Below are 21984 nucleotides of genomic sequence, written 5' to 3' on the forward strand. Positions count from 1 at the left end.
GCCGTTCAGCGCGCTGCGTTGTCTGCAGCAGAGAAACGAGATTATGCAGAGCTTTCTTCGTTTCGTCAACCGTTTGCAGCAATCTTTTTTGCTGCGGTCAGCGCCGCAAACCTCGCTGCACTGACCTCCCGGCCAACCCCGCAACCCTTGCTGCGCCTGCCTTGCAGGGGCCGCGTTGTGTTGCGAGGGGGCGAATAGTAAGCGACTGTCGCGGGGTTGGCAAGCGATTCCACGAAATAATTCGGTGACGCCGGAAAAGTCCTCCCTGTGAACACCACAAGAAGCACCAGTTTGTCAGCCGCAGCCCCATGATTCATGATCTGGGGCTGGAGCGAAGCACGCACACGGCCGCCGCGGCCCTGCATGGCGGCCAGAGCCAAACCGGGATCCTCATGACCATCAGAATCGTAAGACTGGGCACACCGCGCGCGGCTGACGAGGGCCTGCGCGTCGGGACCGTGCGCCGGCCGCCGCGGGGCGTTCCCAAATCGGAGTTTGCGAGCCGGGATTACTATGATGTCTGGTATCCGGCGCTTTCGCCATCACCAGAACTGGTCGCCCAGGCGCTGCATGCGACCGACGACAAGCAATGGCGCGCCTTTGTGCGGCATTTCCGCAAGGAAATGGCCGAGCCGGACGCCAGCCGCACGCTGGACTTGCTGGCGGCGCTGTCGCACCAGACCAATTTCTCTGTGGGCTGCTATTGCGAGGACGAAGCGCATTGCCACCGCTCCGTCTTGCGGGAGTTGCTCGCCGAGCGCGGGGCCGTGATCGACTGAGTTAGCGACGTGCCGGGATCTTCCCGGCTTTGTTTTCACGTTTTTCCGCTTTCCTTTTCCGCTCCGATGGCGCTGAACGTAGTCTGGCTCGGCTTTTTCCTGATTTCCTTCTCCGCCGCCTGTGTCCGCGTGGCCCAGGGCGACCTCGCCGTGTTCCCGGCGATGCTGAGCAGCCTGTTCGATGGCGCCCGCACCGCCTTCGAGATCGCGCTCGGGCTGGCGGGGGTAATGAGCCTGTGGCTGGGCATCATGCGCATCGGCGAGCGCGCCGGCGTGGTCGACGCCTTTGCCCGGCTGGTGAACCCGCTGCTGCGGCACTTCTTTCCCGGCGTGCCCCAGGGCCACCCTGCCCAGGGCGCGATGATGATGAACGTGTCGGCCAACCTGCTCGGGCTCGACAACGCCGCCACGCCGCTGGGCCTGAACGCGATGCGCGAGCTGCAGACGCTGAACCGGCGTCCGGACGTCGCCACCGACGCGCAGATCATGTTCATCGTGCTGAACTCTGCCGGGCTGACGCTGATCCCGACTTCGGTCATCGCCATCCGCCAGGCCATCGCGGTCAAGCAGGGCCTGGTCGGCTTCAACGCCGCCGACATCTTCTTGCCGACGCTGCTGGCCACAGGCGGCGCCTGCCTGGCCGGATTGCTCGCGGTGGCGTGGGTCCAGCGGATCAACCTGCTGCGGCCCGCGGTGCTGGTGACGTTCGGACTGGTGATCGCGTTGCTGGGGGCAATGTTCGCGTGGTTGCAGCATGCGCCGCCCGAGCAGGTCGGCACCGTGACGGCGCTGGCTGGCGCCGGCTTCATCCTGTCCTTGATCACCCTCTTCCTGATTTGCGGGGCGCTACGCCGCGTCAACGTCTATGAAGCGTTTATCGACGGTGCCAAGGAAGGCTTCGGCGTCGCGGTGCAGATCATTCCCTATCTGGTTGCGATCCTGATCGCCATTGGGCTGTTCCGCGCCGCGGGCTGCATGGACGTGCTGATGGGCTGGCTCATGCACGGCTTCGCGATGCTGGGCGTCAATACCGACTTTGTTCCGGCGCTGCCGGTAGGGCTGATGAAGATCCTGTCCGGCGCGGGTGCGCGCGGGTTGATGGTCGACGTGATGACGACCTACGGCGTCGATTCCTTCCAGGGACGCCTGGCGGCGATTATCCAGGGTTCGACCGAAACCACCTTCTATGTCCTGGCGGTCTATTTCGGAAGCATCAATGTGCGCAATACGCGCCACGCGCTTGGCTGCGCGCTGGTTGCGGACGCGGCTGGCATTGTTTGTGCCGTTGGCGCCGCATATCTGTTCCGTTGACCGCTTCAGGGCTGCCGGTTTGTTGCCTTCTTACAACAACATTGTGCGCATCATCGTACATTGACACATTGCACTTGGTGCGTCGCAACAAAGCATGTATAGTGAAGTCTGTCTCCTCCACCACCTCGGTGGATTCCAACCCACGCACAACCTGCGTGGGTTTTTTTTCGCCCGTATATAGTCCCTGGCGCGATGGATTTCTGCAGCGCAACAACGGGGGCCCAAAGGCGAAGGCATGGCAGTTCAGCGGAACATTGGCGACAAGGGAAACATCGTGTGGACGGGCCGTTCCGCCCGGGGCTTTACGGAATGCGGCCTTGACCTATATTGATTGGATACGTCCGCCGCCAGCACGAGGCACGCCATGCCAGACATCACGTTCCCTCGCAGCCTCCCCACCTACTGTGCAGCCAGCCTGACGCTGTCCTGCCCCGCGACGGTCAACGGCAGTCCCACCTTGTATTCCGTCACCGCCGAAGCGCTCGAAGCCCACTTCGGCGCGCGCTCGCCGCGCGAGGAAGATCTGGTGGCGGCCTTCACCAACAACCGCCAGCGCATCGAACGCCTGGCCGAAAGCCTGTTCGAACTGACCGAGGCGCGCGAAATCGTGCTGCGCAGCGGCCACTTCCGCTTTGCAGGCCAATAACAGCAGTTGCCGCAGGGCGCTTCAATCGGCTTTCGCTTCGCCACGCACCAGCAGCACCGGCACGGTGGACTGGCGGATCACCGCCTCGGCCACGCTCCCCAGCACCAGCCGGCGCACGCCGCGACGGCCATGTGTGCCGATCACCAGCAGGTCTGCTCCCCATTGGCGGGCGGCCTCATTGATGGAAGCACCGATGTCCCCAGGCACCGCAGCCGCGGTCACGAGCTGGGTTTCGTGCGTGACGCCGGCACCGGACAGGCGCTTTGCGGCGTCCTGCAGGGCGCGCTGCCCGCTTTCCTCGAACGCCTTCTGCAACTGGCTGGGGTCGTAGTAGCCGGCGTCGAACATCGGCGTGCCGGTATCGACCACATAGAGCGCCAGCACGGTGGCGCCGCCTGGCGATGCCACGCGAATGGCTTCGTCAACCGCCAGGTCTGACGTGCTGCTGCCGTCCACCGCCACCACGATCTTGCTGTATGCCGCGCTTGTCATGAGCGTACCTCCATCGATGGAAGAGAGATGCGGCGCGGTGGCCGCCTGTCTTGGATAGTACACATCAGGGGAAGCCGACGTCATGCGCCGACACAAACCCGCCGGCGAGCATGCCCGCTTTAATTGACCGACCGGTCGGCTTATATATAATAGGGCCAGCCGCGCCGGACCGGATTGACGCGGCGCCCCCGCCAGAGGAGACGCTATGTACACGCAGAGTCTTGACCTGCCCGGCCAGCACGCCGACGCAGCGCAGGCCAGCGCGCCCCCCGATGAAGCCGCCTGCCAGGCCGCGTTCGATGCCTGCATGGCCGCCGACGGCAAGATCGAGCCGCAGGACTGGATGCCGCAGGCCTACCGCAAGACGCTGGTGCGGCAGATCTCGCAGCATGCGCACTCCGAGATCGTTGGCATGCTGCCGGAGGGCAACTGGATCAGCCGGGCGCCGTCGCTCAAGCGCAAGGCGATCCTGCTGGCCAAGGTCCAGGATGAAGGCGGCCACGGCCTCTACCTGTATTCGGCGGCCGAGACCCTGGACGCCTCACGCGACGACCTGGTCGACGCGCTGCACAGCGGCAAGGCCAAGTATTCGTCGATCTTCAATTACCCGACGCTGACCTGGGCCGACGTGGGGGTAATCGGCTGGCTGGTCGACGGCGCCGCGATCATGAACCAGATCCCGTTGTGCCGCTGCTCGTACGGGCCGTATGCGCGCGCCATGATCCGCATCTGCAAGGAAGAGTCGTTCCACCAGCGCCAGGGCTTCGACGCGCTGCTGGCCATGATGCGCGGCACCGACGCGCAGCGCGAGATGGTGCAGGACGCGGTCAACCGCTGGTGGTTCCCGGTGCTGATGATGTTCGGCCCGCCCGACGCGGCCTCGACCAACAGCGCCCAGACCATGGCCTGGGGCATCAAGCGCATCTCCAACGACGACCTGCGCCAGAAGTTTGTCGACGCCACCGTCGAGCAGGCGCGCGTGCTGGGCGTGACCCTGCCCGACCCCGGCCTGCAATGGAATGCCGAGCGCGGCCATTACGACTACAGCCCGCTGGACTGGGATGAGTTCTGGCGCGTCATCAACGGCGACGGCCCGTGCAACAAGGAGCGTTTGGCCACCCGCGTGAAGGCGCACGAGGACGGCGCCTGGGTGCGCGACGCCGCGCTGGCGCACGCCGCCAAGCTGGCCGAGCGCGAATCCGGTGCCGCCCGCGACGCCGCCTGACCCCTGACATCGCCGAGGAGACCACGATGCAACGTAAGGAATGGCCGCTGTGGGAAGTGTTCGTACGCAGCAAGCAAGGCCTGGAACACAAGCATTGCGGCAGCCTGCACGCCGCCGACGCGCAGCAGGCGCTGCACATGGCGCGCGACGTCTATACGCGGCGCCAGGAAGGCGTGTCGATCTGGGTGGTGCCGTCCGCGGCCATCACCGCGAGCGTGCCCGAGGAAAAACCGGAGCTGTTCGACCCGATGGCCGACAAGATCTACCGGCACCCGACGTTCTACCAGCTGCCCGACGAAGTCAACCACATGTAAGGCCCGCACGATGATCGCGTCCCCACAGCCCGCCGTGCCTGCGTCGCTCGACAACCTGCCGCCGGCGCGCACCGCCGCGTTGCGCTACGTGCTGCGCCTGGCCGACAACGCCCTGATCCTCGGCCAGCGCAATGCCGAATGGTGCGGCCATGGGCCGGTGCTGGAAGAAGACATCGCGCTGGCCAATATCAGCCTCGACCTGATCGGCCAGGCGCGGCTGCTGTATGGCCGCGCCGGCGAACTCGAGGGCGAGCTGACCGGCCTGCCCCGTCATGAAGATGACTACGCCTACTGGCGCGCGGAGCGCGAGTTCCGCAACTGGACGCTGCTGGAACTGCCGCATCGCGGCCCGCTGGCCGGCAACGCCGCCGCCGAACGGGACTACGCCGTCACCATCGTGCGCAACTTCCTGTACAGCGCGCTGATGGTCGAGCTGTGGCAGGCCTTGCACGCCAGCCGGGACGAACAGCTGGCCGCGATCGCCGCCAAGGCGATCAAGGAGGCGCGCTATCACCTGCACCACGCGGCCGGCTGGATGGTGCGGCTCGGCGACGGCACCGAGGCCTCGCATGCGCGCATGCAGCGCGCGCTGGAACACCTGCTGCCGTACATGAACGAGTGTTTTGCGGAGGACGCGGTCGAAAGCGAGGCCGCCGCGCAGGGCATCGGCGTGGTCACCGCCACGCTGCGCCCGGCCTGGGACGCCACCGTCGCCGAGACGCTGCAGGCGTCCACGCTGGCATTGCCGCCAGCCACCGGCTTTGTCTCGGCCGGCAAGCACGGTGTGCATTCGGAACACATGAGCTACCTGCTGGGCGAGATGCAGGGGCTGGCGCGGGCCCATCCGGGCGCGCAATGGTGAACACACCGGTGAGCGCACGCTTCAGCGCAAAGGCTCGATCCACATGAACGTCACCGCCCTCCCATCCCGTCGCATGGACAACGCAGTCGCCACCGACGCGCGCATCGCGCGCGCGTGGGCGGCGCTCGAGGCGGTGCCGGATCCGGAGATCCCGGTGGTGTCGATCCGCGAGCTGGGCATCCTGCGCGACGTCGTAGTGGCGCCGGATGGGGTGCTGGAGATCGTCATCACGCCCACCTATTCCGGCTGCCCGGCGATGTCGCAGATCGGTGAGGACGTCGGCCACGCGCTGGAACGCGCCGGGCTGGCGCCGTGGCGCATCCGCACCGTGCTGGCGCCGGCCTGGACCACGGACTGGATCACGCCGGCCGCGCGCGAGCGCCTGCGCGCGTTCGGCATCGCGCCGCCGGGACAGTGCGGCACGCCGGCCGGGGCGCAGCCGCTGCGCTTCGTGCCGCGCGCCGCGCGGGCCGGCGCGCCCGATGCCGTGGCCTGCCCGCGCTGCGGCAGCGTCCATACGCAGGAAATCTCGCGCTTTGCCTCGACCGCCTGCAAGGCGCTGTACCGGTGCCTGGACTGCCGCGAGCCGTTCGACTATTTCAAACCCTACTGAGCCCCCGGGCCGAGCCAGGCTGCCATGACTCCACAGTTCCACCCGTTGCGCGTGGCGCAGGTGCGCCCCGAGACCGCCGACACCATCTCGATCGCGTTCGAGGTTCCGGACGCGCTGCGCGAGGCCTACCGCTTCACGCAGGGTCAGTTCCTGACGCTGAAGGCGCCGGTCGACGGCAAGGACCTGCGGCGCTCCTACTCGATCTGCTCGGCGGTGCAGGACTATGACGCGCACGGCGAATTGCGCGTCGCGGTCAAGCTGGTCGAGGACGGGCTGTTTTCCAGCCACTTGCACGATTCGATCGCCCCCGGGCAGGTCATCGACGTGATGACGCCCGACGGGCGCTTCCACGTGCCGCTCGACGCCAGCGCCGCGCGCCACTACGTCGCCTTCGCCGCCGGCAGCGGCATCACGCCGGTGCTGTCGCTGATTCGCACCACGCTGCAGGCCGAGCCGCACAGCCGCTTCACGCTGGTCTATGGCAACCGCAATGTCGACAGCATCATCTTTTCCGAAGCGTTGGAGGACCTGAAGAACCAGTACCTGGCGCGCTTCACGCTCTACCACGTGCTGTCGCGCCAGCCGCAGGAGGTGGACCTGCTGCACGGCCGGCTCGACCATGCCCGGGTGAGCGCCTTCCTGCAGACCCTGATCCCGGTCGACGACATCGACGCGGCCTTTGTCTGCGGCCCGGCCTCGATGATCGACGAGGTCGAGGCAGCGCTGCGCGATGCGGGCCTGGACCCGCACCGCATCCACGCCGAGCGCTTCGGGGTGCCGCTGACACCGACCCGGCGCAAGCCGGCCGCCGCTTACCGTGATCACGCCGACCATGCCGGCACGGCCGAGCTGGTGGTGGTGCTCGATGGCAAGCAGCACAGCATGCGCCTGCCGCTGGAAGACGCCAACGTGCTCGACACCGCGCTGGCCGCCGGGCTGGACCTGCCCTACGCCTGCAAGGGCGGCGTCTGTTGCACCTGCCGGGCCAAGGTGCTGGAAGGCAAGGTCGAGATGGAAAAGAACTACACGCTCGAGCCCTGGGAGATGGACAAGGGCTTCGTGCTCACCTGCCAGGCGCGCGCGCTGACGCCGCGGGTGGTGGTCAGCTACGACGAACGCTGATCCCGGCACGCCGTCGCGTGCGTCGTCAGACAATCGCCGACATTGGCCAGCACGGGCCGTGACTACAATGGCGGCAGGCGGCGCCCTGCTGGCGCGATGCTTGCAGGCGGGTGATCGGGCGCGTGGTGCGGGCAGCTGTCGCGTCGCCGCCGCGGCGGCGCCAGCGAACCGCCCCACCCATATACAATCACGGCCATGCAATATATCCACGTCGTCAACGGTGATGTAGCAGGCACGACCCTGCGCCAGGCGCTGGCCCAGGCGGCGCGGCCGGACCCTGTCGTGGTGCTGCGTGACGATCTCGCGGTCGGTCCGCTGGCGGACATCGACAGCACCGGGATGATCCGCTCCGGCTTCTGGCAGCGCGTCGCCCCGCACACCGACATCGACTTCGCCGCCGAGATGCGCCAGGCGCTGGACCAGCTGCTTGCGCTGCGGCAGGACGACATGGAAGTGGCGATCTGGCACGGCCAGAGCGCGGCGGACCAGCTGATGCTGCGCCGGGTGGTGTTCCACCTGTACCAGGCGCCGCAGCGGATCAACGAGGTTGCGATGGACCTGCGCGAACTGGAAATGCCCGCGCAGGGTAACCTGGCGGCGATCGGCATGTACTCGCCGGCGCGGCTGGCGCGGCGCTTCTCCACCATCGCGCCGGTCTCGGTGCTGCGGCTGGGGCGCCTGGGTTACGAATGGCAGCAGAACGTCAAGGAAAACGCCGACGTGCGGCTGTGGAAGGGCAACACCCTGGTGCCGGCGGCCTACCGCACCATCGACGACATCATCATGGAGCGCGCGCCGGCCGACTGGACCCCCGCGGCGCAGGTGGTCGGCAGCGTGATGGGCGCGATCGAGGGCCTGCTGGCCAGCGACTGGTTCGTGTTCTGGCGCTGCCGCGAACTGATCGCCATGGGGCAGCTGGTGCTGCGCGGCAACGCCGACTCGCTCGATACCTGTGAGCTGCGCCGCCATGCCGGCGGCGGGGGCGAATAAACAAGAATATATGGCCCGTACCAAGGCACCCGATTTCGAGGCGCAGCGCGAGCAGATCCTGGACCTGGCCGCCGCCGCCTTTGCCAACAGCAGCTACCCCAGCACCTCGATGGCCGACCTGGCCGCCGCCTGTGGCACCTCCAAGGCGCGGCTGTATCACTACTACGAGAGCAAGGAAGCGATCCTGTTCGACCTGCTGGACCGCTACACGCGCCGGCTGATGCTGCTCGTCACCGAAGTCGAAGCCGACGCCGAGCGCCATGCGCGCACCGACAAGGACGCCTTCGGCAACCTGATCCGCGCCTTCCTGGCCGAGTACGAGACCTCGCAGACGCGCCATATCGCGCTGATCAACGACGTCAAGTTCCTGGCCGAGACCCAGCGCGACCTGATCCTGGGCCGCGAGCGCGACGTGGTCGCGGCGTTCTCGCGGCTGCTGCGCCGCGCCTACCCGGAGCGCGTCACGCGCGAGAACCAGACCGCGCTGACCATGACCATCTTCGGCATGATCAACTGGACCTTCACCTGGCTCAAGCCGGGCGGCCGGCTGTCGTACGCCGACTTTGCCGAGATGGTGGTCGAGCTGCTCGAAGGCGGCCTGCCCGGGCGCGTTGCCGCCGGGCGCTGAGCCGCCCGTGCGCGGCCGGGCCGGACCACACACCCGCGCGCCTACATCCACTCCGCCTCTTCGCGCTGGCGCCGCTGCTCGCGGTCCTGGCGGAACATCTCTTCCAGCTCGTCGCGCGCCTGGCGCGCCAGCGAGACCAGCTTCTTCTGATCGGTGTAGTGCGGGTAGAAGCGGTCGATCGCCTCGATGTTGTGGCGGCGGAAGCGCAGCGCCACGTTGCGCGCCTCGCCGGGGTCGAAGCCCAGCCCTTCCAGCACGCGCCGGCCCAGCATCAGCGAGCCCTCGAACATCTCGCGCTCGAACAGCTGCACGCCGCGGTCCTTGAGCTGGTAGACATGCGAGACATGGCGCGCGCGGGCGTAGATCTGCAGATCGGGGAAGCGCTCGCGCACCCGGTCGATCAGTGCCAGGCTGTCGTCCATGCTGTCGATGGCCACCACCAGGATGCGCGCGTCGGCAATGCCGGCGGCCTCCAGCAGGTCCAGCCGGGTGGCGTCGCCATAGAAGACCTTGAAGCCGTACTGGCGCAGGAATTCAATCTGGTCCGGATCGTGGTCCAGCACCGTCACGCCCACGCCCTGGGTGTACAGCAGGCGCCCGATGATCTGGCCGAAGCGCCCGAAGCCGGCGATCAGCACCGGGTTGTGCTGCGGCGTGATGACTTCGTCCGGCCGCGCCTTGCCGGCGCCGATGCGCGGCGCCACCAGCCGGTCATAGGCCAGCAGCAGCAGCGGCGTGGCCACCATCGACAGCGCCACCACCAGCACCAGCAAGGCCTCGGTCTCGCGCGGCAGCAGCCCGGCGCCGCCGGCGACGCCGAACACCACGAAGGCAAACTCCCCCCCCTGCGAGATCAGCAGCGCAAACAGCAGGCGCTGGCCGCGGGCAATTGCAAAATACCGCGCCAGCAGCGCCAGCACCGCGGTCTTGGCCACCACGAAGGCCGCCACCAGGCCCAGCACCAGCCAGGGCGAGCGCGCCAGCACAGCAAAGTCGATCGACATCCCGACCGCCATGAAGAACAGCCCCAGCAGCAGGCCCTTGAACGGCTCCAGGTCGGCCTCGAGCGCGTGGCGATATTCCGAATCGGCCAGCAGCACGCCGGCCAGGAAGGTGCCCAGTGCCATCGACAAGCCGACCGCGTCCATCATCAGCGCGATGCCGACCACCAGCAGCAACGCAAAGGCGGTGAACATCTCGCGCATGTCGGTGCGGGCGATAAACCGCAGCGCCGGCCGCACCAGGTAGCGGCCGCCGGCCACCACCGCGCCGATCACCGCCACCGCCTTGCCCGCCGCCAGCCAGCCGGCGGCGCCGGTGCCGGCCCCTTCGGCGCCTTGCGTGGCCAGCAGCGGCAGCAGCGCGATCATCGGGATCGCGGCGATGTCCTGGAACAGCAGGATGCCGAAGCTGGCGGCGCCCGCCGGCGTGCCGAACAGGTTGCGCTCGGTCAGCGTTGCCAGCGCGATCGCGGTGGACGACAGCGCCAGCCCAAGCCCCGCCACCAGCGCCACCTGCCAGGGTGCGCCGGCCAGCGCCGCGGCCCCGCCGATCACCAGCGCGCAGGCGGCAAGCTGCGCGCCGCCGTAGCCGAAGATGCTACGCCGCAGCGCCCACAGCTTGCGCGGCTCCAGCTCCAGGCCGATCACGAACATCATCAGCACCACGCCGAACTCGGAGAAGTGCAGGATCGATTCGACATCGGTCACCAGGCGCAGCGCGAACGGGCCGATCGCCGCCCCGGCCAGCAAGTAGCCCAGTACCGCGCCCAGCCCGCCGCGCCGCGCCAGCGGCACCGCCACCACCGCCGCCACCAGGAACACCAGCAGCGCGATCAGGAAATCATGCTGGTTCATGCCTGCACCTCCGCCGGCGCCGCATGCGTGCCCAGCCGCCCGCAGACATGGGCGATATGGTCGGCCAGCGCCTGGGCGTCGGCATTGTTGGCGTCGTGCAGAACCACCGGCGGCAGCCACGTCATGCCGCACAGCAAGGCGGTCTGCTCCAGCGGCAGCAGGAATTCTGCGATCGGATGGCCATGCGTGCCCTCCGGGCCGTATGCGTCGGCCGTGCCGCCGGTGCTGACCACCGCCAGCAGCGACTTGCCGCGCAGCGCGGTGCCGCCAGGGCCATAGGCCCAGCCCGGTTCGAGTACTTCATCCAGCCACAGCTTGAGCAGGGCCGGCACGCTGTACCAGCGCACCGGGAACTGCAGCACGATGGTGTCCGACACCGACAGCACGCGCTGCTCGGCCACGACATCGATGTCGTAGTCGACATAGCTGCGGTAGAGGTCGCGTACCTGGACCTGCGGCAGCGCGTCCAACGCGTCGGCCAGCGGCCGGTTCACGCGCGAGCGCCTGGGCGTCGGGTGCGCGTAGATCACAACGATGGGGGGCTCTTTCATTGAAAGACGTCAGGGCTGTGTGGGTGATCGGAAAAACCTGCGGGATGCCGATGAATTGTCGCGTTGCAACAAATCCACACCTGACGGCGTGCAACAATTCATCACATTTTTTTAAGTCTTTGTTTTTAATCGGATTTATTTCGCAGCGTGGCCGCACAGGTTTCTGCTGCGGCGCAGGAAGCTTACGTCAAACTGACAATTCCACTACAATACTTTTCGTGCTGCATCAAGTTGGTGTTTCCCCGAGTCTCGCACGGTTCCGGGGAAAAGTGCCTGGAAAAACACCACCGCAGTGCCTATTTTTTATCTGACAGCACCGGAAGGAATCATCGTGAACCCGCTCGAACTGAGCAAGGCCGTCGGCGCACTGACCGACGAAGATCTGCGCAAGGCAGCCGAAGCCGCCCAAGCCGCCCACCGCGCCACCGTCCTGGTGCGCGAGTTGTCGGCCCACCACCGCTCGCGCCTGCTGAAGCATTTCCTCGCCCTGGGCGAGGAGGATCGCCTGCTCCGTTTCGGCCAGTCGGTGGGCGACCACGTGATCGAGGCCTATGTCGACAGCATCGACTTCGACCACGACAGCGTGTTCGGCGTCTACGACGACAAGCTCGAGCTGATCGGCGTCGGCCATTTCGCCAACCTGCGCGACAACGCCCAGGGACGCGTGGCGGAATTCGGCGTATCGGTGTCCGGCAGCGCCCGCGGCCGCGGCATCGGCAGCGCGCTGTTCGAGCGTGCCGCCATCCACGGCCGCAATACCAATGTGCGCACGCTCTACATGCACTGCCTGTCGCGCAACGCCGCGATGATGCATATCGCCAAGAAGGCCGGCATGAAGGTCCAGTATGCCTACGGCGAAGCCGACGCCTACCTTGAATTGCCGCCGGCGGATACCGCCAGCCGCCTGAGCGAGGCGCTCGACGAGCAGCTCGCCGACCTGGACTACGCGGTGCGCCGCAACCTGCGCGACGCACGCCGCTTCGGTCTGCGCTTCTGGCGCACCATGGTGCCGCAGAAGCATACCGCCTGAGCGGCCGCAAACCCGGTCCGCACGGCATCGACAAAAACGGCGCATCGCAACGATGCGCCGTTTTGCTTTGCCGGCCCGGGCCGCGCCGCTCAAACCGCGCTGTTCAAGCCGCGCCGCCCACCGGCAGTGCCGTGGTGTCCTTGATGCTTTCCAGCGCGAAGCTCGAGCGCACGTCGATCACCGACGGGTGCGCCAACAGTTGTTCCTGCATGAAGCGGGCGAAGTGCTCCATGTCCTCGACATAGACCTTGAGCAGCAGGTCCATCTCGCCGGTCATGGCATGGCAGGCCGCCACCTCCGGCCACACGGCGATCGACGCGCGGAACAGGTCCAGCGGGGCCTTGCCCTTGGGCGCGCCGCCATGCTTTTCCAGCCGCACATTGATATAGGCCAGCAGGCCGAGCCCGATCTTGTTGGGCTCCAGCAGCGCCGCGTACTGCCGGATCACGCCGATCTCTTCCAGCCGCCGGATGCGGCGCAGGCAGGGGCTGGGCGACAGGTTCACGCGCTCGGCCACCTCCAGGTTGGTCAACCGGCCGTTGGTCTGCAGCACTTCCAGGATCTTCCGGTCGATCTTGTCCAACTCCACCTTGCTCACGATATTGTTGCTCCGCAATATGTTTATTGGCAATTTTTTTGCGCAAATTTAGCAAGCCGTGCACAAGTACGCAATTTTTTGTGAAATTACATCCGATCTGCGCCCGATTTTGTGGGGTGGGCGGCCTTATCGGTCACTCGCGCGTCGGCCGTTCGGGCCGGGCTAAGTCCCAGTCTGGCGGCGCTGACGGGTGTCGCGGACGCGCGCTGACCGGAGAACGGGCGAGGTGGTGCGCAGGTTCCGGCAAACAGGGAAGCGGCATTCTACGGGCGTTTGCGTCCGCGCCAGTGCGTTCCTGTCCCGGTGCGATTCAAGTTGTCCGCTGAACGGACAAAAAAAGCGCGCGGCCCTCAGGCTCGCGCGCTTGGTCGGTATGCTGGCAGCGGCGGTCGGGCGCCGCTGCCGGGGACCGCTCAGCCGCCGCTGGTCGACGGCGCCGCCGGGTTCAGGGGTGCGGGCTGGTTGTCCGGGGCGGACTGGCCGCGCGGGCCGCGTTCGCCACGATGGGGACGGTCGCGGTGCATCTTCTCCATGCCGGCGCGGATCTCGTCGCGGGTCAGCTTGCCGTCGCGGTTGGCGTCGAGCTGGTCGAAGCGCTTGCCCAGGCGCGGCAGGCCGGCGTTGGCTTCTGCCTTGGTCAGCGCGCCGTCGCCGTTCTTGTCGGCGGCCTTGAACTTCTCGTCGAAGGCGGCCTGCATGCGCGCGTGGTGCTCGGCCATGGCGGCCTTGCGCTGTGCATCCATCTCGGCCTTGTCGATCTTGCCGTCGCGGTTGGTGTCGAGCTTGTTGAACCACGCGTCGGCCTCGGCCTTGGAGATGGCGCCGTCGCCGTCGGTATCGATCGCCTTCATCCACATGCCGCCGCCGTGGTGGCGGTGGTGGTGGTCCATGCCGGGCTTGCCGGCCGGTGCTGCGCCCGGTGCAGCGGGAGCGCTGGCCTGGGCAAAGGCGCCGCCGGCGACCAGCAGCGCGGCCGAGGCGGCCAGGAACTGTTTCAGGATCTGCGGCTTGTGATTGCGTTGCATGTCGTGCTCCTTGTCATCACGTTGGCATGTACGGATTAGAACGCAGACGATGCAGCGGAGTTGGCGCTTTTAATACGATGTTACCCGCCTCACAGAAAGCCCGGAGCGCCGTAAGGGAACGCAAGCAAGCACGAATATTCGATGCGCCGGCAGCCTAGGGCTGCGCTTTCGGCACGATCTGGCCTTCATCCGCCGCCTCGGGCGACATTCCGGGCTGGTACTGGCGCGGATCGACGGGCTGGGGCTGGGGCTGGGCCGGCTGGACCGATGGTGCCGGCTGCACCGGTTGTGGCTGAGGCTGAGGCTGGACTTGTGGCTGGACCTGGGGCTGGGCTTGCGGCTGCGGGGCCTGCTGCCCTGGCGGCTGGCCGCGCGGCGGCTGGGCCGGGGCGGGCTGCGCAGCAGCCTGCGCCGGCGGTGGCATGGGCGTTGCCATCGGTGCCGCCGCGCCGGCGGGCGGGGTCGGCAGCGGGCTGGCGGCACGCGGCGCACCGCGCGTGGCAGCCGCCGCCTGCAGCGGCAGGGCAATCTCCTGGCGCACGCCATTGCGCTCGATCACCACGCCGCGCTGGCGCACCTCCACCAGCCGGATCTGCGGCGCCAGGTCCGCGCCCATGCGCACCGCCTTGGCCGGGGCGCCGTCGATGGAGACGATCGCCGCGCTGGCGCCACCGCCGAGTTCGGCCACCACGCCGAGCAGCTGCACGTTGCTGGGGCCGGCCTGGGCCGAGCCGCCGAACAGTGTCGCGATCGCGCCGGTCTCGACCGCTTCGGTCTGCGCCACGCGCGCGCTCTTGGGCACCGGGATGGTCCGCATCGCACTGAACGTCAGCACCCAGTAGGTGACCAGCGCGCACAGCGCGATAAACAGCGCCACGCTGGCCAGGCGCGGCAGCCACAGCGCGGAGGCATCGAAGCGGAACGAAGGCCGGAGGGACAATTGCATGGATCGGGACCCTGGATACCCGCCGCGGCGGGTCATGGCGCGAGAGCGCAGACGCGCCAAGCGTACCAGAGCCCCATGACGCTGTCTGCCGCGCCGGCGATGCTGCCGCCGGCCCGGCCGGGGCACTTAAAGCAGGTCGTCCAGCAGGTCGGGGCCGAACACTTCGCGCTCGATATGCGCCACCGGCACGCCCGCGCTGAGCAGCGCGTGACGCTGCGCCTGCATGAAGCCAAGCGGCCCGCACAGGTAGAAGCGGCCATCGACGAAGCGTTGCAGCTCGGGCTGGCGCAGCATCTCGGCCAGCGGCATGGTGCCGGCGTGGTCGTAATCGCGGCCGGCGGTGTCGCCCGCCTGCGGAAATTCGTAGCTGACGTGCGTGACCAGCCCCGGCAGGCGCTCGCGCGCCCATTGCAGGTCGGCGCGATGGGCATGGTGGCGGCCGTCGCGGGCGGCGTGGGCGAACAGCACCGGCCGTTGCGAGCCTTGCGCGGCCAGCGTGCGCAGCACCGACAGCATCGGCGTGATGCCGATCCCGCCCGACAGCAGCACCAGCGGACGGCGGCTTTCCAGCACCGGCGTGAACTCGCCGAACGGCGCGCTCACCTTGAGCTCCGCCCCCTCGTGGGCGTTGGCATGCAGCCAGTTGGACACCGCGCCGGCCGGCGTGGCCTGGTCGCCGTCCTCGCGCTTGACCGAGATGCGCCAGGTCGGCAGGCCGGCCTCGGCCGACAGCGAATACTGGCGCAGCTGGCGCGTGCCGTCGTCCAGGCGCGCCTCGACGCTGATGTACTGGCCCGGGCGGAATTCGCGCAGCGGCTGGCCGTCGGCCGCGGCCAGCGTCAGCGCCACCACCTGGCCGCCCTGCGCCTCGCGGCGCACCACGCGCACCGGCATCAGTTCGCCGGCGGCGACGCCGGTGCGCTGGTACAGGCGCGCCTCGGCGGCGATCAGCTCGCCCGCCAGCAGCCAGTAGGCCTCGTCCCAGGCCGCCAGCAGCGGCGGCGTGGCGGCTTCGCCCAGCACCGCGGAGATCGCGCCGAGCAGGTGGCGGCCGACGATCGGGTAGTGCGCGGGCGTGATGCCCACCGCCGCGTGCTTGTGCACGATGCGCTCAACCACCGGTCCAAGCGCCGCCGCGTTGTCGATGTTGGCCGCGTAGGCGAACACGGCCGAGGCAAGCGACTGCTGCTGGCTGCCGTTGGCCTGGTTGCCCATGTTGAACAGCTGGGTCAGCTCGGGCCGGTCGGCGAACATCTCGCGGTAGAAATGCGTGGTGATGGCCAGGCCATGCTCGCGCAGCACGGGCACGCTTGCATCGATATAGGGGCGGGAAGCGGCGGACAGCATCAGGTATCACTCCGTTTTATTCATGCAAACAAGATGCATGTTTTTGCACAACAAAAAACCGGCATTCGCCGGCCACGCGCGGATCCCGTCCGCTCAGGCCGAACGCCGGTTCAGGAAATCACGATGCAGGCGGATGATCGATTCGGCGGTGTGGCTGCCGGTGACATCGGCCAGCGTGACGTCGTCGAGCGCGCGGTAGAAGGCTTGCTCGGCTACGTCCAGCGCGCGCTTCAGGTGGCAGTTGCCGTTCAGCGCGCAGGGCGGGTTGTCGCAGTCGATCACCGGCCGGTGCCCTTCCAGCTCGCGCAGGATGGTGCCGATGGTGAGGCGCTCGGCGCCGGGACCCAGTTGCAGGCCGCCATGGCGGCCGCGCGTGGCGCTGACCCAGCCCAGCTTCGACAGCCGCGCCGCCACCTTGACCAGGTGGTTGTGCGAGATGCCGAACTGCTGGCCGACCTCGGCAATCGTGATCGGCCGGCTGCCGTCGCCACGGGCGACGTACATCAGCAGGCGCAGCGCATAGTCGGAGAAGCGGGTCAGTTGCATCGTGGCGTCATGTTAAAAAAGATGCATCCTGGATGCAAGTTATATTTTTCCGCGGCGTGCTACGGTTCGGGATCCGCCAACAAGCGCCGGCCACCATTGTGATTCACAACAGACTTCTGTGCAGCCCCGTCCAGGGCCGCCCATAAAAGAGTCATAAGGCGCCGGTTATACTGATTGGCGAACCCGGCCCCGCCAGCCCGCTGGCGCGGGCCTCGCCATTCCAGCAACGAGGTCTTACCAACAATGCGCAGATTCACTTCCCAGCTTGCCCGCCCCGCCCGTCCTGCCCGCCGCGCGCGCGGCTTTACCCTGATCGAGATCATGGTCGTGATCGTGATCCTCGGCGTGCTGGCGGCACTGGTGGTGCCCAAGATCATGAGCCGTCCGGACGAAGCCCGCATCGTCGCGGCGCGCCAGGATATCTCGTCGATCATGCAGGCGCTCAAGCTGTACCGCCTCGACAACAGCCGCTATCCGACCACCGAACAAGGCCTGGGCGCGCTGGTGGCCAAGCCTACCACCGAGCCGGTGCCCAACAACTGGAAGGGCGGCGGCTACCTGGAAAAGCTGCCCAAGGATCCGTGGGGCCATCCGTATCAATACCTGAACCCCGGCGTGCGCGGCGAAATCGACGTGTTCAGCTTCGGTGCCGACGGCCAGGCCGGCGGCAACGCCAACGACGCCGATATCGGCAACTGGGAGTAAGCGCCCCTGCCGTCCGCCCTTGCCGCTTCCCTGATGACCACGGCGCCGCGCCGCCGCGCCCCCCGGCAGCGGCATTCCGGCTTTACGCTGCTGGAACTGCTGGTGGTGATGGTGATCGCCGGCATCGTGATCTCGCTGGTCGCGGTCAATGCCTCGCCCAACGAGCGCGGCCGCGTGCTTGACGACGGCCAGCGCATCGCGCGGCTGTTCGAGCTGGCGCAGGAAGAAGCGCAGCTGGGCGCGCGCCCGATCGCCTGGGAAGGCGACGCCGGCGGCTGGCGCTTCCTCGAATCGACTCCCAATGGCTGGATCCCCTTGCGCACCGACGTGTTCGCGCCCGGCACCTGGCGCCTGGCGCTGGACCAGGTCATCGTCGCCGAAGGCGGCCGCAGCACCGGCACGAGCAGCCCGCCGCGGCTGATCTTCGGGCGCGAGCTGATCGATGCCCCGCAGCGACTGGTGCTGGTGCGCGGCGATATCCGTGTCGACGTGGCCGGCGACGGCAGCGGCCGCTATTTCGCCAGCACGCCATGACGCGGCCGCGCTTGCCCGCATGCCGGCGCGCCCGCGCGGCCGGCTTCACGCTGATCGAAGTGCTGGTGGCGCTGACCATCCTGGCGGTGGCGCTGACCGCGGCGATGCGCGCGATGGGCTCGATGGTCGATGCCAGCGCGTCGCTGCAGACCCGGATGCTGGCCGAATGGAGCGCCGAGAACCACCTGGCCTCGCTGCGCCTGGCCAAGACCTGGCCCGAGCCCGGCGTCAGCGGCTATGCCTGCCCCCAGGGCGGCACGCCGCTGTACTGCGAGCAATCCGTGTCGGCCACGCCCAATCCGGTGTTCCGCCGCGTCGAGATCGCGGTCTATCCGTCGGCCACCGACAAGTCGGTGCGGCTGGCGTGGCTCGTCACCATCGTTCCCAATGAAATCCGCAACGTGCTCTGAGCGCCGGCGCGGGCGCCGATCCGCCGGCGGCTTCACGCTGCTGGAAATGCTGGTCGCCATCACGCTGCTGGCGGTGATGGCGGTGATCGGCTGGCGCGCGCTGGACAGCCTGACGCGCGGCCGCGAACGGCTGATCGACCATGACGCCCGGCTGGATGCGCTGAAGGTGCTGTACGGCCAGCTGCAGGCCGATTGCGAGCACCTGGCCAACCCCACGCTGCTGCAAGGCAGCCCGGTCGAGATCGGCCAGAACCGCGTGCTGCTGGTGCGTGACCGCCGCGACGAAGGCCAGCCGCCGGCATGGCAGGCGCTGTCGTACCAGCTTGACGGCAACACGCTGGTGCGCGTGGCGGCGCCGCCGGTGAGCAACCGCGCCGCGCTGCAGTCGTCGCTGCTGGCGCTGCGCCAGGGCGGTGGCAACGACGCGCAGGTGCGGCGCGTGCTGGGCAACGTCGACGGCATGAGCGCGCGCGCCTGGGTCGAACCGGGCGGCTGGCAGGCCGACAGCAACCGCATCCGCAACGTGCTGTTCAGCGGCAACGCGGCCAGCGCGGTGCAAGCGTCGGAGGCCGGCGCGGCGGTGCCCAATACCGCGGTGCGCGCGGTGGAACTGACCATCCTCGCCCGCATGGGCGACGGCGACGCGCCGCGGCAGTTCCAGAAGATCTGCATGTCGGGGCTATGACGCACGCCCGCCGCCCCATCAGCTCGCTCCGCTTCAGGAGTTTGCGCCACGCGCGCGGCGCCGCCGTGGTCACCGCGCTACTGATGGTGACGCTTGCCGTGGTGGTGGTGTCGGGAATGTTGTGGCGGCAGCAAGTGCAGATCCGCGCCATCGAGAACCAGCGGCTGCTGGCCCAGGCGACCTGGATCGAGCGCGCCGCGGTCGACTGGGCGCGGCTGATCCTGCGCGACGATCAGCGCCGCAGCAACGTCGACGAACTGGGCGAGCCGTGGGCGGTGCCGATCGCCGAGACCCGCCTGTCGGATTTCCTGGGCGCGTCGCTGCGCACCGACGTGGCGGGCGAGACCTCGTTCCTGTCCGGGCGCATTCTCGATGCGCAGGCGCGCTTCAACCTTGCCAACCTGGTGACATGGTCCGCCACCGGCGGCCAGGGCGCGCCGGTCGGGCGCGTCGCCAATATCGACCAGTCGGCGCAAGCCGCCTATGGCCGGCTGCTGCGCACCGTGGGCCTGAACCCGGCGCTGGCCGAGTCCACCGCGCGCCACATGCTGCAGGCTGCGCAAGGCGGCCACGGCGGCGAGGGCACGGGCCGGCAGGCGCCGCGCCCGCTCGACAGCGTGCAGGGCCTGCTGGCGCTGCCCGGCTACACGCCCGAGATGGTGGCGGTGCTGGAGCCCTTCGTGATCGTGCTGCCCGAGCGCACCCTGGTCAATGCCAACACCGCCGAGGCCGAGGTGCTGGCCGCGATGATCGACAAGCTGCCGCTGGAACGCGCGCGCGAGCTGGTGCGCCAGCGCGACCGCGCCTACTTCAACAACATCGGCAACCTGCAGACGCAGCTGTCCGCGCTGGCGCCGCAGGCGAGCAGCGGCAACCTGGGCAACCTGCTCGACGTGCGCTCGCATTACTTCCTGGTCTACGGGCTGGTGCGGCACGAGCGCGCCAGCCGGCTGCAGGTGTCGCTGATCTACCGCGGCGAACCGCTCGGTGCGTCCAATACCACCCGCGTGGTCTGGATCCAGGACGCGGACCGGCTGCCGGACCTGCGCTGAGCATGACAAGGCGGCCTGGCGCACATATGAAAACAGCACACCGGAGCAACCGGGGAGAATGGTATTGACGCGATTTTGTCACGCAGGCAAGGTATGCTGCGGCGCTGGCGCGAGCCTGACACCAGCCCGCTCGCCGCTGATCGGCCTCCCAGGCCGCCCGCCGGCATCCCCGCACTCCGGCAAGTTTCCTGCGCCGGGGCGTTCCCGGGCGCACCCCCATGGGCCATGCGCCTTATCGAGCCGTTCTACTGAAGCCAAAGCAAGGACACCTTGAGCACCACTCTGTACGTGCGCTTGCCGCACCGGCCGCATGACCAGCCGCAACCGTGGCAGTTCGGCGCCCTGCCGTTTGCGCTGGTGCGCACGGCGGCGGCCGATGCCGCGCGGCGCGGCTTGCCCCGTGCCGCACCGGAAGTGTTGCGAGAAGGCCACGCCCGCATCGCCGACCTGCCCGCGGCGGAGCGGCTGGTGCTGATCCTGGCCGCCAGCGACGTACTGCTGACCAGCGCCAGCGTGCCGCCGCTGCCGCCCGCGCGCTTGAAGCAGGCGCTGCCCAACCTGGTCGAGGACGCCCTCGCCACCGATGCGCAGCCCTGCCATATCGGCATCGGTCCCGCCCTCGACGCCGCTGCGCCTGCGCGCGGGCCGCGCCAGCGCCTGCTGATGGTGGCGGACCGCGCCTGGCTGCGCGCGGTGCTCGATGCCTTTGCCGAGCACCGCCATCGCCGCCGCCACGTGCTGGCCGCGCAGCTATGCGTGCCGCTGGCCGTGCCAGAAGAAGAGGAAGCCGGCGCCGAGCCGACGCTGGCGCCGCCCGGCGCGGCAGCGGCACCGGTGCAGCCGGCCACGCTGGTGGTCGAGGCCGCCGCCAGTGCGCTGGCCGAAGGCGGTGCCCTCGGCGATGCACTGGGCGAGACCTTGCCGGACACCGCCAGCAGCACCGCGCGGCAGTGGCAGCTGACCGTGCGCACCGGTGCGCACGCCGGCTACGGCCTGCTGCTGGGCGACGACGCGCTGGCCGCATGGCAGGCGCTGGCGCCTGAAGGCGCCTGGTATGCCGATGCCGACGCCGCGGCAATGGCGCCGGTGCCCGGCCTGCGCCAGGCCGGTCGCACCGGCTGGCGGCTGTGGATCGACGGTGCGCAGGAATGCCTGCGCGAGCCGGGGCTGGACCTGGCGCAGTTCGAATTCGCGCAGGGCCGCGCCGACCGCTGGAACCTGGTGGCGTGGCGCCTGCCGCTGGCGCTGGTGGCGGGCCTGGTGCTGGTCCAGCTGATCGGCATGAACACGCACTGGCTGCTGCTGCGCAACGAACAGCAACGGCTCGAGGCCGCGCAGGCGCAGACGCTGCGCGGCGCCTTCCCGCAGACGCCGACGGTGATCGACCCGCCGCTGCAGATGCGCCGGCAGGTCGAGCAGCTGCGCATCGCCAGTGGCCGCAGCACGCCCGATGACTTCCTGCCGCTGGCCGACCGCTTCGCCCAGGCCGCGCGCCGGCTGCCGCCCGATGCGCTGCAGGCGCTCGAGTACCGCGGCCGCATGCTGGTGGTGACGCTCAAGCCCGGCACCGACACCGCCGGCCTGCGCAGCGCTGCGCGCCAGGCCGGACTGCAGATGGAAGAGGACAAGGCCGGCAATGCCGCGGGCAGCACCGGCTCCAGCGCAGGCACGCCTGTGACACCCGGCTCGCGCTGGACCATCAAGCCCGGCCTGTGAC

25 protein-coding genes are annotated in these 21984 nt (G+C 68.6%); 17 read left to right on the forward strand and 8 right to left on the reverse strand.

The features are described from left to right. Positions 1–392: 392 nt before the first annotated feature. From C7416_RS28165 to C7416_RS28175, 3 genes are all read left to right on the forward strand, one after another. A complete protein-coding gene (locus tag C7416_RS28165) occupies positions 393–779 on the forward strand; it encodes a DUF488 domain-containing protein (protein WP_111521936.1) in 387 nt (128 codons plus the stop codon). A gap of 66 nt (positions 780–845) precedes the next feature. After that, the gene (locus tag C7416_RS28170) at positions 846–2090 is read left to right on the forward strand and encodes a nucleoside recognition domain-containing protein (RefSeq protein WP_111521914.1); all 1245 of its coding nucleotides are present in this window, start codon (positions 846–848) and stop codon (positions 2088–2090) included. 364 nt (positions 2091–2454) lie between these two features. Continuing rightward, the gene (locus C7416_RS28175) at positions 2455–2736 is read left to right on the forward strand and encodes a DUF1488 family protein (protein WP_111521915.1); all 282 of its coding nucleotides are present in this window, start codon (positions 2455–2457) and stop codon (positions 2734–2736) included. Positions 2737–2757: 21 nt separating this feature from the next. Here C7416_RS28175 and C7416_RS28180 read toward each other — a convergent pair whose 3' ends face one another. Next, complete coding sequence (locus C7416_RS28180; RefSeq protein WP_111521916.1) at positions 2758–3228, reverse strand: universal stress protein; 471 nt, start codon at positions 3226–3228, stop codon at positions 2758–2760. A gap of 205 nt (positions 3229–3433) precedes the next feature. On the opposite strand from C7416_RS28180, the gene paaA reads away from it, so the two are divergent. The 7 genes from paaA to C7416_RS28215 all read left to right on the forward strand — a co-directional run bounded on the left by paaA (position 3434) and on the right by C7416_RS28215 (position 8982). Next, positions 3434–4453 carry a 1,2-phenylacetyl-CoA epoxidase subunit PaaA gene (paaA, locus tag C7416_RS28185; RefSeq protein WP_111521917.1) on the forward strand — a complete coding sequence of 340 codons (1020 nt, stop codon included), beginning with the start codon at positions 3434–3436 and terminating at the stop codon, positions 4451–4453. 26 nt (positions 4454–4479) lie between these two features. Next, positions 4480–4767, forward strand: a complete 288-nt coding sequence (paaB, locus tag C7416_RS28190) for a 1,2-phenylacetyl-CoA epoxidase subunit PaaB (protein WP_012354162.1) — start codon at positions 4480–4482, stop codon at positions 4765–4767. Positions 4768–4777: 10 nt separating this feature from the next. Continuing rightward, positions 4778–5629, forward strand: a complete 852-nt coding sequence (gene paaC / locus C7416_RS28195; protein WP_111521918.1) for a 1,2-phenylacetyl-CoA epoxidase subunit PaaC — start codon at positions 4778–4780, stop codon at positions 5627–5629. A 43-nt stretch (positions 5630–5672) separates the two neighbouring features. Continuing rightward, entirely contained in the window at positions 5673–6242 is a 570-nt protein-coding gene (paaD, locus tag C7416_RS28200; protein ID WP_111521919.1) for a 1,2-phenylacetyl-CoA epoxidase subunit PaaD, read from the forward strand. Positions 6243–6266: 24 nt separating this feature from the next. Then, the gene (gene paaE, locus C7416_RS28205) at positions 6267–7364 is read left to right on the forward strand and encodes a 1,2-phenylacetyl-CoA epoxidase subunit PaaE (protein ID WP_111521920.1); all 1098 of its coding nucleotides are present in this window, start codon (positions 6267–6269) and stop codon (positions 7362–7364) included. Between the two features lie 195 nt (positions 7365–7559). Continuing rightward, on the forward strand, positions 7560–8354 hold the full coding sequence (locus tag C7416_RS28210) for a DUF1835 domain-containing protein (protein WP_062795666.1): 795 nt from the start codon (positions 7560–7562) through the stop codon (positions 8352–8354). A 10-nt stretch (positions 8355–8364) separates the two neighbouring features. Further along, positions 8365–8982 carry a TetR/AcrR family transcriptional regulator gene (locus tag C7416_RS28215; RefSeq protein ID WP_111521921.1) on the forward strand — a complete coding sequence of 206 codons (618 nt, stop codon included), beginning with the start codon at positions 8365–8367 and terminating at the stop codon, positions 8980–8982. A 41-nt stretch (positions 8983–9023) separates the two neighbouring features. On the opposite strand, the gene kefC is transcribed toward C7416_RS28215, so the two are convergent. Both kefC and kefF read right to left on the reverse strand, forming a co-directional pair. After that, on the reverse strand, positions 9024–10838 hold the full coding sequence (gene kefC / locus C7416_RS28220) for a glutathione-regulated potassium-efflux system protein KefC (RefSeq protein ID WP_111521922.1): 1815 nt from the start codon (positions 10836–10838) through the stop codon (positions 9024–9026). Further along, a complete protein-coding gene (gene kefF / locus C7416_RS28225) occupies positions 10835–11389 on the reverse strand; it encodes a glutathione-regulated potassium-efflux system oxidoreductase KefF (protein WP_111521923.1) in 555 nt (184 codons plus the stop codon). The genes kefC and kefF overlap by 4 nt, the downstream gene beginning before the upstream one ends. A 331-nt stretch (positions 11390–11720) precedes the next feature. Between kefF and C7416_RS28230 the strand changes: the two genes are divergently transcribed. After that, the gene (locus C7416_RS28230; protein ID WP_012354170.1) at positions 11721–12419 is read left to right on the forward strand and encodes a GNAT family N-acetyltransferase; all 699 of its coding nucleotides are present in this window, start codon (positions 11721–11723) and stop codon (positions 12417–12419) included. A 103-nt stretch (positions 12420–12522) separates the two neighbouring features. Here C7416_RS28230 and C7416_RS28235 read toward each other — a convergent pair whose 3' ends face one another. The 5 genes from C7416_RS28235 to C7416_RS28255 all read right to left on the reverse strand — a co-directional run bounded on the left by C7416_RS28235 (position 12523) and on the right by C7416_RS28255 (position 16881). After that, complete coding sequence (locus C7416_RS28235; RefSeq protein ID WP_010813460.1) at positions 12523–13017, reverse strand: Lrp/AsnC family transcriptional regulator; 495 nt, start codon at positions 13015–13017, stop codon at positions 12523–12525. Positions 13018–13430: 413 nt separating this feature from the next. Further along, positions 13431–14042, reverse strand: a complete 612-nt coding sequence (locus C7416_RS28240) for an EF-hand domain-containing protein (RefSeq protein WP_111521924.1) — start codon at positions 14040–14042, stop codon at positions 13431–13433. Positions 14043–14196: 154 nt separating this feature from the next. Continuing rightward, positions 14197–14988 (reverse strand): type II secretion system protein N, encoded by a 792-nt coding sequence (locus C7416_RS28245; RefSeq protein ID WP_111521925.1) that lies wholly within the window; start codon positions 14986–14988, stop codon positions 14197–14199. Between the two features lie 126 nt (positions 14989–15114). Continuing rightward, entirely contained in the window at positions 15115–16335 is a 1221-nt protein-coding gene (locus C7416_RS28250; RefSeq protein ID WP_111521926.1) for a globin domain-containing protein, read from the reverse strand. 93 nt (positions 16336–16428) lie between these two features. Then, on the reverse strand, positions 16429–16881 hold the full coding sequence (locus C7416_RS28255; protein ID WP_092316581.1) for an RrF2 family transcriptional regulator: 453 nt from the start codon (positions 16879–16881) through the stop codon (positions 16429–16431). A 243-nt stretch (positions 16882–17124) separates the two neighbouring features. On the opposite strand from C7416_RS28255, the gene gspG reads away from it, so the two are divergent. The 6 genes from gspG to gspL all read left to right on the forward strand — a co-directional run bounded on the left by gspG (position 17125) and on the right by gspL (position 21983). Continuing rightward, positions 17125–17586, forward strand: a complete 462-nt coding sequence (gspG, locus tag C7416_RS28260; RefSeq protein WP_012354175.1) for a type II secretion system major pseudopilin GspG — start codon at positions 17125–17127, stop codon at positions 17584–17586. A gap of 33 nt (positions 17587–17619) precedes the next feature. Next, entirely contained in the window at positions 17620–18120 is a 501-nt protein-coding gene (locus C7416_RS28265; RefSeq protein WP_111521927.1) for a GspH/FimT family pseudopilin, read from the forward strand. After that, positions 18117–18530, forward strand: coding sequence for a type II secretion system minor pseudopilin GspI (gene gspI / locus C7416_RS28270; protein WP_111521928.1), 414 nt, complete (start codon positions 18117–18119; stop codon positions 18528–18530). The genes C7416_RS28265 and gspI overlap by 4 nt, the downstream gene beginning before the upstream one ends. Beyond that, positions 18508–19215, forward strand: coding sequence for a PulJ/GspJ family protein (locus C7416_RS28275; protein ID WP_111521929.1), 708 nt, complete (start codon positions 18508–18510; stop codon positions 19213–19215). Before gspI ends, C7416_RS28275 begins: the two co-directional genes overlap by 23 nt. Beyond that, positions 19212–20267: a type II secretion system minor pseudopilin GspK gene (gspK, locus tag C7416_RS28280; protein WP_111521930.1), complete on the forward strand. Its 1056-nt coding sequence runs from the start codon at positions 19212–19214 to the stop codon at positions 20265–20267. Before C7416_RS28275 ends, gspK begins: the two co-directional genes overlap by 4 nt. Positions 20268–20537: 270 nt before the next feature. Then, positions 20538–21983, forward strand: a complete 1446-nt coding sequence (gene gspL / locus C7416_RS28285; RefSeq protein ID WP_111521931.1) for a type II secretion system protein GspL — start codon at positions 20538–20540, stop codon at positions 21981–21983. Position 21984 lies beyond the last annotated feature (1 nt).

The organism is Cupriavidus phytorum (assembly GCF_003254285.1).
GTDB lineage: Bacteria > Pseudomonadota > Gammaproteobacteria > Burkholderiales > Burkholderiaceae > Cupriavidus > Cupriavidus phytorum.